Origin of the sequence: Streptomyces thermodiastaticus, from assembly GCF_014656135.1 — a bacterium.
Lineage (GTDB): Bacteria > Actinomycetota > Actinomycetes > Streptomycetales > Streptomycetaceae > Streptomyces > Streptomyces thermodiastaticus.
This window is the reverse complement of sequence record NZ_BNBV01000016.1, coordinates 22713-34916: the sequence shown is the minus strand read 5'-3', so window position 1 is coordinate 34916 and position 12204 is coordinate 22713. Positions and strand designations below refer to the sequence as shown.

9 protein-coding genes, 1 other RNA gene and 1 pseudogene are annotated in these 12204 nt (G+C 72.2%); 3 read left to right on the top strand and 8 right to left on the bottom strand.

Going from position 1 to position 12204, the window contains the following annotated elements:
- Positions 1–112 precede the first annotated feature (112 nt).
- The 5 genes and pseudogenes from IE286_RS15945 to IE286_RS15925 all read right to left on the bottom strand — a co-directional run bounded on the left by IE286_RS15945 (position 113) and on the right by IE286_RS15925 (position 6094).
- Complete coding sequence (locus IE286_RS15945; protein WP_189797393.1) at positions 113–802, bottom strand: DUF6882 domain-containing protein; 690 nt, start codon at positions 800–802, stop codon at positions 113–115.
- Positions 803–1031: 229 nt separating this feature from the next.
- On the bottom strand, positions 1032–2045 hold the full coding sequence (locus tag IE286_RS15940) for an aldo/keto reductase (RefSeq protein WP_189797392.1): 1014 nt from the start codon (positions 2043–2045) through the stop codon (positions 1032–1034).
- A 57-nt stretch (positions 2046–2102) separates the two neighbouring features.
- Positions 2103–3041, bottom strand: coding sequence for a beta-ketoacyl-ACP synthase III (locus IE286_RS15935; protein WP_189797391.1), 939 nt, complete (start codon positions 3039–3041; stop codon positions 2103–2105).
- A gap of 45 nt (positions 3042–3086) precedes the next feature.
- Positions 3087–4529 (bottom strand): annotated as a pseudogene (locus IE286_RS15930) (FAD-dependent monooxygenase); the annotation flags it as partial.
- Complete coding sequence (locus tag IE286_RS15925; protein WP_229862875.1) at positions 4424–6094, bottom strand: MFS transporter; 1671 nt, start codon at positions 6092–6094, stop codon at positions 4424–4426. The pseudogene IE286_RS15930 and the gene IE286_RS15925, both read right to left, overlap by 106 nt.
- A gap of 189 nt (positions 6095–6283) precedes the next feature.
- On the opposite strand from IE286_RS15925, the gene IE286_RS15920 reads away from it, so the two are divergent.
- On the top strand, positions 6284–6640 hold the full coding sequence (locus tag IE286_RS15920; RefSeq protein ID WP_189797389.1) for an ArsR/SmtB family transcription factor: 357 nt from the start codon (positions 6284–6286) through the stop codon (positions 6638–6640).
- 122 nt (positions 6641–6762) lie between these two features.
- On the opposite strand, the gene IE286_RS15915 is transcribed toward IE286_RS15920, so the two are convergent.
- Together IE286_RS15915 and rnpB are read right to left on the bottom strand one after the other, a co-directional pair.
- On the bottom strand, positions 6763–7965 hold the full coding sequence (locus IE286_RS15915) for a cytochrome P450 (RefSeq protein WP_189797388.1): 1203 nt from the start codon (positions 7963–7965) through the stop codon (positions 6763–6765).
- 799 nt (positions 7966–8764) lie between these two features.
- Positions 8765–9169, bottom strand: an RNA gene (rnpB, locus tag IE286_RS15910) — RNase P RNA component class A.
- 213 nt (positions 9170–9382) lie between these two features.
- On the opposite strand from rnpB, the gene yaaA reads away from it, so the two are divergent.
- Both yaaA and eda read left to right on the top strand, forming a co-directional pair.
- Complete coding sequence (yaaA, locus tag IE286_RS15905) at positions 9383–10183, top strand: peroxide stress protein YaaA (RefSeq protein WP_189797387.1); 801 nt, start codon at positions 9383–9385, stop codon at positions 10181–10183.
- Positions 10184–10347: 164 nt separating this feature from the next.
- Complete coding sequence (eda, locus tag IE286_RS15900; RefSeq protein WP_189797386.1) at positions 10348–11022, top strand: bifunctional 4-hydroxy-2-oxoglutarate aldolase/2-dehydro-3-deoxy-phosphogluconate aldolase; 675 nt, start codon at positions 10348–10350, stop codon at positions 11020–11022.
- Here the strand turns inward: eda and IE286_RS15895 are convergent.
- Positions 10997–12196, bottom strand: a complete 1200-nt coding sequence (locus IE286_RS15895) for a bifunctional RNase H/acid phosphatase (protein ID WP_189797385.1) — start codon at positions 12194–12196, stop codon at positions 10997–10999. The genes eda and IE286_RS15895 overlap by 26 nt on opposite strands.
- Between the last annotated feature and the right edge of the window lie 8 nt (positions 12197–12204).

Sequence of the window (12204 nt, the reverse complement as noted above, 5' to 3'; positions counted from 1 at the left end):
AAGAAGCACTTCCCAGGTGAAGAAGCGTATCGGGTCCTACCCGTGTGTCCGTACCGAAGGCGGCGGCCGTGGGGTGGTCTCCCAGGCCGCAAACACGAGGTTCCCGGCTCACTCAGGACAGCGCCCCGATCCTCACTCCCCCGATCCGTCCGGCACCGTCGAACGTCACCACGACCGGCCCGCCGCTCGGCAGTTCGGCGACGATCCGGTCGTCCTCGCCGTGGTACGGCAGGCCGTGGTGGTCGAAGTAGCCGCCGACCACGAGCCGGGCCGAGTGCCCGATCAGCTGCGCGCCGGTCAGGAGCATCCGCGGCAGCGTGATCGCGTCCAGCCCGGCGCGCGGCACCTGGGGGTCGTCCGGCAGGAAGTACACCTGAGTGGCCGGCCCCGCCGGGGCGCCGATGTAACCGGGTGCGCCGGCCACCCCCATGCCGGTGAAGGCGAGCATCTCGGCGGCCCGGCGCGGGTCGCCGAACCCGGACAGGTCCAGGAAGCCCCCGGTCAGTTCGGCTATGCCGTGCTCCTGCCCGTACCGCTCGACGACGGCGGACAGGGCGACCACCTCCGTGCCCCGCAGCCCCGGGTTCGCCCAGCCCCACATCCAGGACTGCTCCGAGGCGTCGTACGTCCCGAGCACACTCACGCGCATCTCGACATCTCCCTGCCGGTACCGGCAGGCCTCCAGGTCGGCCTCCCAGGGGCCGTCGGGCAGGAACGCGGTCAGCGCCTCCAACTGGGCCGCGCCCCAGGCGGCATGCCGCTCGGCCTCGCAGAGGAACGCTTCGCTGAATGCACTCGTCATGCTCCGACCCTACGGGCTGCAGGTGCACAACACGTTCTGGCCAACGTCACCTCCACCACCGACCTGCTCCGCCTCCTCGACCAGGACCAGGCTCTCCAGGTCTCTTCCGGCCAGGGTGATTGAGCAGTTTCTTGCTCATGCCGGGCCCGACGACCTGCGGGGTCCGGGGGCGTCCGGCAGGTGGCCGTGCGGTGCCACCGCCTGGTGCCGCACCGAGTGCCCGGCGTTCTCAGGACGGTGCGAGCGTCCCCGGGTAGCGCGCTCCGACGACCTGGGCCGCCAGCGGATCAAGGAGGGACAGGTCGTCGGGGGTGAGGGCGATGCGGGTGGCGGCGGTGTTCTCGGCCACCCGCTGGGGACGGCGCGTCCCGGGGATGGGGACGACGGGCAGTCCGTGTCTGGCCGCCTGGTGATGGACCCAGGCCAAGGCAATCTGGCCGAGGGTGGCGCCGTGCCTGCGGGCGACGTGGCGCAGAGGCGACAGCAGTGCCTGGTTGGACCGTGCGGCCTCACCGGTGTACCGAGGCAGTATGCGGCGCAGGTCGGCGGGGTGCAGGTCCTCTTCGGCGTCGTGGAACAGCCCGGCCAGGAAGCCGCGGCCCAGCGGTGAGTACGGCACCAGCGCCGCGCCCGTCTCCCGGACGGCGGCGACGACGCCGTCCTCCACGCCCCGGCTGAACAGCGACCACTCGCACTGGACGGCGGCGATCGGGTGGACGGCCGCCGCGGCCCGGATCTCGTCGGCCGTCACCTCGCTGAGCCCGAGGTGGGCCACCTTGCCCTCGGCCACGAGTTCCGCCATCGCCGCGACGGTCTCCTCGATCGGCACGGCGGGGTCGCGGCGGTGCATGTAGTACAGGTCGACGTGGTCCGTGCCCAGGCGGCGCAGACTGGCTTCGATGGAGCCGCGCACGTAGGAGCGGTCGCCGCGGACGGTGCGCCGGGTGGGGTCCTGCGGGTCCATGACGATGCCGAACTTGGTGGCGACCACGACGTCGTCGCGGTGGGCGGCGATGAAGGGGGCGAGCAGTTCCTCGTTCGCACCGGCGCCGTAGACGTCCGCGGTGTCGAAGAGGGTCACTCCCCGTTCGAGGGCGTGTTCCAGCGTGGCGCGGGCCTCGGAGGTGTCGGTGGGTCCGTAGGCGAAGCTCATGCCCATGCAGCCCAGTCCTTGGACGCCCACGGCCGGGCCGCCGCGGCCGAGCCGTACAGTGGCCAGACGGAAGGTGCCGGTGGTGGTCATTGTCTGCTCCTGTCGCGTGATCGGGTACGCCGGTGCCGGCCGGGGCCGGGGTGGTACTCAGGGGGCGGTGACGACCTGTCCGGCGTAGGCGAGTCCGCCGCCGAATCCAAAGAGGAGGACAGAGGCCCCTGAGGGGACGGCTCCCTCGGCCAGGAGCTTGGACAGCGCGAGCGGGACGCTGGCCGCGGAGGTGTTGCCGGAGTCGGTGACATCAGTGGCCACCACCGCGTTGACGGCTCCGAGCCGGGCCGCCAGCGGCTCGATGATCCGGAGGTTGGCCTGGTGCAGGACGACCGCGGCCAGTTCCTCCGGCGCGACGCCGGCCCGTTCACAGACCGTGCGGGTCAGTGCGGGCAGCTCGCTCGTGGCCCAGCGGAAGACCGTCTGGCCCTCCTGGGCGAAGCGGGCCGGGGTGCCCTCGATCCGTACGGCGGACCCCTTGTCGGGGAAGGAGCCCCATACGACGGGGCTGATGCCCGCGGTGGCGGACGGCTCGACCACGGCCGCGGCCGCCCCGTCGCCGACGAGGATGCAGGTGGTGCGGTCGGTCCAGTCGGTGACGGAGGAGAACTTCTCCGAGCCCACGACCAGGGCGCGGGTGGCCGAACCGGTGCGGATGGCCTGGTCGGCCAGGGCGAGGGCGTGGCTGAAGCCCGAGCATGCCGTGTTGATGTCGAGGACGGCGGGATGCGGGATACCGAGCCGGGCCGCGGTGCGGCTGGCCATGTTGGGGACCCGGTCCTCGGCGGTGCAGGTGGCCACCAGGACCAGGTCGATGTCGTCGGCCGCGACACCCGCGTTGGCCAGTGCCTTCGCGGCGGCTTGGGCGGACATGGAGTCCACCGTCTCGTCGTCGTCCGCGATGTGCCGGGTGCGGATGCCCACGCGGCTGCGGATCCAGGCGTCGTCGGTGTCGACCATTTGCTCCAGGTCGTGGTTGGTGAGGACGCGGGCGGGCTGGTAGTGGCCGAGGGCCGTGATGCGGCTTCCTTTCACGTGAGACCTCCGGGAGTGGGCTTGCTGCGGACGGGATGGGTGGGGTCAGGGGGCCGGGACGCGTCGCCCGAGGAGCGAGTCGAGGACGCGTTCCAGCTCCCTGCCGTCGGCGGCCGGTCCGTCGCCGGTCCAGGCGAGGTAGCCGTCCGGCCGCAGCAGCAGGGCGGTGAAGGGCAGGGGGATCTCCGCCTCGGCGTGCACGACGTCCACGGCCTTCTGCCAGGGGGCGGCGGCCTTCTCCAGGTCGGCCGCCGTGGCCGGGTCGAGCAGGAGCAGCTGGATGCGGCCGGATCGGGGCAGGTTCACCGCGCCGATGCGGCGGCCGTCGACGAGCAGCGGGATGTTCGGGAGGAAGGCCCCGGTCCAGGGGGACTGCCCGGGGGAGCCGGGCAGACGGACGTCCTGGTCGCTGATCATGTCGCCGAGCTGCCTGCTCACCGCCGGGTTGCGTAGCAGGTCGGTGAAGAGGGCGCGCAGCGGGTCGTGGGCCGCGCCCGGGGTCATGAGGGCCAGCTGGGCGCGGGTGTTGTCGATGGTGCGAGCGGCCGGGGGCCGGCGTTCGACGGTGTAGTCGTCGAGCAGGTTCGCGCTGGGCCAGCCCTGGAGGTGGTGGGCGAGGCGCCAGGCGAGGTTGACCGCGTCCTGGAGGCCGAGGTTGAGTCCTTGGCCGCCGACCGGGAAGTGGACGTGGGCGGCGTCTCCGGCCAGCAGCACCCGGCCGCTGCGGTAGGTGTGGACGAGCCGCGAGTAGTCGCTGAAGCGGTCCAGGAAGCGGGCGTTGCGCATCGGAATGTCCCGTCCCGCGATCCTGGAGACGGTGGCCTGGAGTTCGGTCAGGGTCAACGGGGTGTGCCGGTCGGGCCGGGGACCGGCGAAGTCGAAGGCGGCGACCCGGCTGGGGCCGTGCGGGTTCGGGCCGATGACGGTCCAGCCGCGCTCGGTGACCGTCCAGCCGGGCGGCGCGGCGTAAGGGTCGTCGAGGTCGACCAGGCCCAGGACGGCCTGGGTGCGCGGCAGGTGTTCCTCGTAGGTGATGCCGGTTTGCTCGCGCACCAGGCTGCGGGCGCCGTCCGCGCCGACGACGTAGTCGGCGCGCAGGCGGGAGGGTCCGTCGGGGCCGTCCAGGGTGAGGGTGGCCTCCTCCTCGTCCTGCTCCAGCGCGACGACGCGGTGCCCGCGCAGGACGGTGGCTCCGTGCTGGAGGGCGACGCGTTCGAAGAGGCGCTCCAAGTCGCCCTGCGACCGGCCGACGATGGGCTCGCCCTCCACCGCGGGGCCGGTGATCGTCAGCCAGGGCAGTCCGGCGAAGTGGAAGGGCTGGGTGCGCTCCTTGCCGAGCAGGTGCGGGGCGGGTTCGGTCGCGGGCAGGTAACCGCGGCGGCTCAGCGTCTGGGCGGTACGCGCGTGCAGAGTGCCGGCCTTGGGGACGTCGAGTGTGACGGGGTTCTTTTCGATGACCGTGACCGGGACGCCGTACCGGGAGAGTTCGGCGGCGACGAGCATGCCGACCGGTCCGCCGCCGACGACGGCCACCGGAACGCGCTGGGCGGCGCGCTCGGCGCCGCGACGGGAGGAGGAGGCCACCCGGCCTGTTCCGTGCGGCCGGAGCCGCGGGTCAGGGTGATCACCAGGACGCCGAGGACGAGGCAGACCGCCGCCATCGCCCACAGCAGGGTGTGGAAGGCACTGTCGTAGCCGCCGGACGGGTCGGCCGGGGAACGGCTGGCTGCCAAGGAAGCCAGGAGGGAGCCGAAGACGGCGACCGCGATCGCCTCGCTGCCCAGGCGCAGCGTGTTGATGAAGCCGGCGGCCATGCCGGCCTTGGCGGGTTCGACCAGTTCCAGGGCCTGGCCGTCGACCAGTCCGGCCGACAGGCCCATGCCCGCGCCGGTGACGAGCATGGCGGGTGCCATCACGGCGAACGAGGCGTCCGGGCCGATCAGGAGCAGTCCCAGGTCGCCGACGACGAGGCACACCAGTGAGGCCAGGACGACGGCCATGGGCGGGATGCCCCGCTCGACCAGCTTGGCGCCCACCATGGGCAGGACCAGGACGGGGAGGGTGAGCAGCAGCATCGTGGCGCCCGCGGTGGAGGCGCTGAACCCGGCGACGGTGGCCAGGTACGAGGGCAGGTAGGTGAGCTGGGTGACGAAGCCGAAGGACGCGGCGACCGGCACCAGGGTGTAGGCGACGAACCCGCGGTTGCGCAGCAGCGACACGTCGAGCAGCGGTACCTCGGTGCGCTTGGCCAGGGCGGAGAAAAGGGCCAGCAGCACCAGGGCGAGGACCAGCAGCCCCAGGGTGCCCGGAGCGGCCCAGCCCCAGGCGGAGCCCTGGACGATGCCGTAGGTCAGGGCGGCCATGGCGGCGACGAAGACGACCGCGCCGCGCACGTCCAGGCGGCCGGTGCGGGCAGGCTGCTCCCGCAAGCGCCGTGAGATCGCCGGCACGCACAGCAGGACGACGGCCAGCACCGCGGCCTGCAGGCCGAAGATCCAGCGCCAGCCCAGCGCGTCGACGGCCGGGCCGGACACGGTCGGGCCCAGCGCCACGCCGATGCCGGCGACCGTGCCGAACAGGGCGAACGCCTTGGCGCGGGAGGGGCCGTCGAAGGCGGAGGACAGGATGGCGCTGCCGCAGGCGAAGATGGCGGCGCCGCCCAGGCCGGCCAGGGCGCGGGCGCCGTCGAGCACGTAGATGTTCGGGGCGAGGGCGCACACCAGGGAGGCGGCGGCGAAGACCGCGGCGCCCAGGGTGAAGGCGCGGATGCGGCCGATCAGGTCGGCGAGCGTTCCCCACACGAGGGTGAAGCAGGCGAAGGCCACGTTGAAGGCGTTGACGACCCACTGGAGGGAGGCCGAGCCGGCGCCGGTGTCGGCGCCGATGTCCGGCAAGGCGACCGCGGTGCCGGAGATGGATGTGGGGACGACGAAGACCGCGAGCAGCACGGCGAACAGGGTCAGTCCCGTGCCGCCCGGCGCTGCCGCTGCGGTGCGCTCGTCCGCGGCAGCGGGAGGCGAGGAGGACACGGGATCGGTGGTCGATGAGGCCACGGAAGGCTCCGGATTCCTTGAGCGGACGTCTCTTCGGGGCGGCGGGCGGCGGTGCGCGACCATGCGGAAACGACCACCCCGGAGGTACGGTTTCTATCGTACCTTAGGCTGGCACGGGACCAAGGTCGGACGCAAGTAGTACCTTTACGTGTGCGAGGAAGAGGCAGCGGATCTGTAAGGAGCTCGGGCATGCCGGACGCCGAAGGGCACCCCACCACCGAGGAGATGGATCTCCTCACCGTGTTCAAGGCCCTGTCCGACCCTCTGCGTTACCACGTGATGGCCACCTTGGTGCGCCAGGTCGAGGACACCGAGCGGACCTGCACGTCCTTCGGGCTGCCGGTGTCGAAGTCCACCCGCACCCATCACTTCCGCATCCTCCGGGAAGCCGGTCTGATCCGGCAGGTCGACCGCGGCAACAGCCGCTGCGCGCAACTGCGCCGACAGGACATCGCGGACCGCTTCCCGGGCCTGCTCAGGCTCCTGGCGGACAACCCGGTGCCGCCGGGCACGGAAGCCCTCTCGCGGGAAGCGCAGCACGTGTGAAGTGGTTTGCCCGCGCCCTCGGGGTCCGCGACGTCCGCCGGTCACGCCTCCTGCGGCCGTGGTCCCGTCCGCACGCGACCGGTGCGCGCGGACGGGACCACGGTGGCCGTCGCGAGACGCCGCTACCAGCGCACGGGGAGCGACGTGGGACGGCGCAGGATCACCCCGCTGTCCCACGGCAGTGTTTCCGGGGCGACCGCCAGGGCCAGGCCGGGCAGTTCCGCGGCGAGGACGGTGAGCAGCTCGCCGATCTCCATGCGGGCCAGCGCCGCACCCATGCAGTGGTGCATCCCGTAGCCGAACTGCAGGTGCCGCTTGCCCTTCCGGTCCGGGTCGACTACCAGCGGGTCCGGGAAGATCGCCGGGTCCCGGTTGGCCTGGAAGGCATCCGGGTACACCACGTCGCCCGGTTCGATGACCCCCTCCGAGACCTCCACCCGACGGGTGGCCAGCCGGGGGAAGGCGGAGATGTTGCCCAGCGGGATCAGCCGGATCAGTTCGTCCAGGACCGCACCGGTGTCCTCGGGACGGGCGACCAGGCGCTGCCACAGCACGGGCCGGCACAGCAGCACGTAGACGACCTTGGCAGCGACGGACAGCACGTTCTGGTCCGTGCCGAGCACGGAGCCGAGCAGGATGCCCACCAGTTCGGCGTCGCTGAGCGGCGGTTCCGTGGTGCTGCGCGCCGCCACGAAGCGGTCGATCAGGCCGCCCTTCGCACGCGGCCGGGCACCGGTCACCAGATCCGTCAGATACCCGTACAAAGCGGTGAAGTCCTCCACCAGCTTGGGAACGTTCTGGTGGGAGGCGATCTGCACCGTGTGCGCGAGCGGACGGTAGAACGGGATGTCCTCGTCGGGTATGCCGAGGAAGCGCCCGTTGACCTCCGCGGGCAGCCGGTCGAGGACCGTCGCGTACAGGTCCGGGTGCTCCTCGGTGCGCAGGCGCGCCACCTTCTCCCTGACCAGCTCCCGCACGATGGGCCGCAACTGCTCCACCCCGGACGCGCTGTAGTCGGCGTTGACGAAGGTCTTCATCCGCGCGTGGTGGGGTGCGTCCAGGTTGAGCAGCAGCTCCTTCGGCATGATCGTCGGCAGGAAGCTGGGGCCGTCCTCGGTGTTGGTGGCGGCGCGGCCGAACGAAGGGTCGGTGAGGACCCGGTGCACGTCCGCGTAGCGGGTGAGGTGAAGGGCGGTGTGCCCGCTAGGCAGGACGATCTGGCTGACACCGCCTCTGCTGCGCTCGGCGAGCGGGGTGAAGGCGGGCTCCGGGTCGAGGTTCGCGATACCTTCGATGCCGGTCGCTTCGGGGACGAAGGTGGTCATGTGTGCTCCAGTGGGAAAGACGTGCGAACGTGGCCTGTCACGGCATACGGCACAGGCGGACACCGGTGATCGCGCTCAGTTCCAGCAGCGCCTGCCGCGTGAACGGCACTCACCTCGCCGAGAGGCGGGCCAGTGGCCGAAACCTGTCCGCGCATCCCGGCACCTGGAACGCAGCCGCACTCCAGGTGCGGCCGCGGGTCACCGGGCGTCGTACCCCTGTATCTCCCAGAGACGGATCCTCCAGCGCCATGCCTGTCACGGACACAGCGCGAGAGGACCCGGGACCGCCAAGCTACCGGCACCCTGGCCATCAGGAACCCAGACAGCCCGCGCCCTATCGCCACCGCGTCGGAAGTCACCCGATGGAGGCGGCTCCCGATCCCGTCTCCGATCATGGACCTGTGTCGCATCCATCCTCTTCACGGATGGAGCAAGGTGGCTCTCGTTCCCGTTGCCGCAGCGGCTCCCGTTCACCCTGCCGAGAACACTCGGTTCCTGCGGAGGTGTTCGGTTCGGGACGTATGACACGGCCACCGACACGAGCGGACGGCTACGAGCACTCTGGTGCATAGCTGTCCGGTCCAACAGATGCTGCGCCGTCCGCTCAAGAGGCGGATCTGCCAGGGCGTCGTACGCAGCACTGATTCGGCTGGCCTGCTCAGAGATCTGGTCGACAGGGTCAGAAACGTCCAGAGTGGCGGGGCGCCGGATGCCGTACTCGACGCGGGGGGTCACAGCCGCCACGGGGCCTTTCGCTGCAGGCCAAAGGCCCTTTCTCAGGCAAAGCCGCAGGTAGCGGCAGACGAGTCGGGCTGTACGCCGGGTTCTGTTCTCCAGGGTCCTCGCGGGCCCTGGAGCGACGGCCATCCATCTAGGACCGGCGTTGCCGCCGGCCTCGAGCGGTCTACCCGCGGACTCGGGCGGGCAGCCCTCGAGCATCCGCGCAGAGACACCGAGGTGTCTCCTTCTTGACCTTGCTCCGGGTGGGGTTTACCTAGCTGCCCAGGTCACCCTGGGCACTGGTGGTCTCTTACACCACCGTTTCACCCTTACCGAGGACCGAGGTCCCCGGCGGTCTGCTTTCTGTGGCACTGTCCCGCGGGTCACCCCGGGTGGCCGTTAGCCACCACCCTGCCCTGTGGAGCCCGGACGTTCCTCGGGGAGTCCCCTTGCGGGAACTCCACGCGGCCGTCCGCCCGGCTCGTCTGCCGTGCGAACCATGCTACCGGGCGCGCAGCCCGCACCGTTCCCTGCGTATCCGGGGTCAGAGGAAGTCCTCGGTGCGCAGGTCGAAGGCGAAGGGCTCGGGAAGGGTGAGGGGCTTGACGATCGTGGCACAGGACCGCCCCTCCGTCGCCCTCAGTACCCTGGCGCTCAGTGCGCCGGAGAAGGAGCGCAGGAGAAGGAGAGAGACCCCGTGCTCGTGCTGCTGCCCCCGTCCGAAGGCAAGGCCCCCGCGGGCGGTGGTGCCCCGCTTCAGCTGGAGTCGCTGTCCCTGCCGGGGCTGACCGAGGCGCGCCGGGCCGTGCTCGACGAGCTGGTCGCGTTGTGCGCCGGTGACGAGGACAAGGCGCGGGAGGTGCTCGGGCTGAGCGAGGGGCTGCGGGGCGAGGTGGCCAAGAACGCCGCCCTGCGCACGGCGGGCACGCGGCCCGCCGGGGAGATCTACACCGGTGTGCTCTACGACGCCCTCGGTCTCGGCTCGCTGGATGCCTCCGCCCAGGAGCGTGCCGGGCGGTCGCTGCTGGTGTTCTCCGGGCTGTGGGGTGCGGCCCGGGTGAGCGACCGGATTCCCTCCTACCGCTGCTCGATGGGGGTGAAGCTGCCGGGGCTCGGGGCGCTGGCGGCGCACTGGAGGGCGCCGATGGCCTCCGTACTGCCGGAGGCGGCCGGGGACGGGCTGGTCCTGGATCTGCGGTCCTCGGCGTATGCGGCCGCCTGGAAGCCGAAGGGCGAGGTCGCGGGGCGTACCGCGACGGTGCGGGTGCTGCACGCGCGGGTCATGGACGGTGTGGAGAAGCGGTCCGTGGTCAGCCATTTCAACAAGGCGACCAAGGGGCGGATCGTGCGGGCGTTGCTGGCCGACGGGGCCGTTCCGAAGGACCCCGCCGAACTGGTGGTGGCGTTGCGCGATCTCGGGTTCACGGTCGAGGCGGAGCCGCCGGCGAAGGCCGGGAAGGCGTGGGGGCTGGATGTGGTCGTGAGGAACCTGCACTGACGGCCTGCACCGTGACCGCGTCTGTGTCCGCGTCCGTGACCGCGCCAGTGACACACGTCGGCGGCCCGCGCTGAGCATCGAGCAAGAGACACGACGCCGAGGTGTCGTTGCGACATGCGCAACGGCCTTTGCGGGGAGTGCAGTGCGTCGGCAGGATGAGGGCCATGTCCTCTTCCCTCCCCGAGGCGCGGTCCGCCGTGTCCGCGTCCGTCTCCGTGCTCGATCTGGCTCCGGTGCTGTCCGTCGTGGTGCTCGACGAGGCTGCGGCCGCCGTGCCGCTGGCGCGTGCGCTGGTGGAGGGCGGGCTGCGGGCGATCGAGGTGACGTTGCGGACCCCGGCCGCCCTGGACGCGCTCCGCGCGATCGCCGCCGAGGTGCCCGAGGCGGTGGTGGGCGCGGGGACGGTCGTCACGCCGGATCAGGTGAGCGCGTGCGTGGCCGCCGGGGCGCGGTTCCTGGTCAGTCCGGGCTGGACGGAGAGGCTGCTGGCGGCCATGGCCGGGTCGGGGCTGCCGTATCTGCCGGGGGTGTCGACCGTGTCCGAGGTGATGGCGCTGCTGGAGCGCGGGGTGCGGGAGATGAAGTTCTTCCCGGCCGAGGCGTCCGGCGGCACCGCCTGGCTGAAGGCGCTGGCCGGACCGCTGCCGCAGGCCCGTTTCTGCCCCACCGGGGGCATCACCCCGGCCGGTGCCCCCGAGTATCTGGCGCTGCCCAACGTCGGCTGCGTCGGCGGGAGCTGGATGGTTCCGGCGGAGGCGGTGGCCGCCCGTGACTGGGCCCGGATCGAGGAGCTGGCCCGTGAGGCGGCCGGGCTCAGCGCAGGTGCGAGGTGTCGTTGAACAGGCGGACGCTCGGGTTTCCGTCCGCGTAGTACGCGATCGCGGACAGGGAGGCCGCCGAGAGTTCCATGCGGAACAGGGACTCCGGCGGCGCGCCCAGGGCCAGGCGGACGAACGTCTTGATCGGCGTGACGTGCGTGACCAGCAGCACGGTGCGGCCGGCGTGGGCCGCGACCAGTGTGTCGCGGGTGGCGGCGATCCGGGCGGCGACGCCGGCGAAGCTCTCGCTGCTGCTGGTGGGCCGGGCGTCCGGGGAGGCCAGCCAGGCGTTCAGGTCGTCCGGGTAGCGTTCCTGGACCTCGGCGAAGGTCAGGCCCTCCCAGGCGCCGAAGTCGACCTCGCGCAGCCCCTCCTCGACGGCCACGTCCAGGCCGAGGCGGGCGGCGATGATGCCGGCGGTCTCGCGGGTGCGGGCCATCGGGGACGCCACGATGGCCTGGATGGTGCCGCGCCGGGCCAGTGCCGCCGCGGTCTTCTCCGCTTGTTCGCGGCCGATCGCGGACAGGGACGGGTCGCTGCCGCCGCTCCCGGAGAACCGCTTCTGCGGGGTGAGCGGGGTCTCGCCGTGCCGCATCAGGACGAGGGTGGCGGGCGCGCCGAGGTCGGCGGGCGCCCACCCGGGGGAGGCGACGGTGCGGGCCGCTTGGACGTCGCGGTCGGCGGACGTGCCGGCGGTACGCGTCTCCTTGGGGGCGGCCGTGTCCGCCGGTGAGGGGTCCACCTGTGGCGTCGTTGCCGGCGAGGCCGGCGGGGACCAGGTCTCGCCCCGGGTGCCCGCGTCCATCGCCTCGTTGGCCAGGCGGTCGGCGTGCTTGTTGCGTTCGCGCGGGATCCACTCGTAGGTCACGCGGTCGGCCGGGAAGACCCGGGCCGCCTCGGCCGCGAGCGGCCTGAGGTCCGGGTGCTTGATCCGCCAGCGGCCGGTCATCTGCTCCACGACGAGCTTGGAGTCCATGCGGACGTGCACCGTAGCCCGCGGGTCCAGGTCGCGGGCGGCGCGCAGGCCGGCCAGCAGGCCGCGGTACTCGGCGACGTTGTTGGTGACCACGCCCAGGTACTCGGCGGCCTCCGCCAGGGTCTCCCCGGTCGCCGCGTCCCGGACGACGGCCCCGTAGCCCGCGGGCCCCGGGTTGCCGCGCGATCCGCCGTCGGCCTCGACCACGAACTCCCGCACCACGCCGC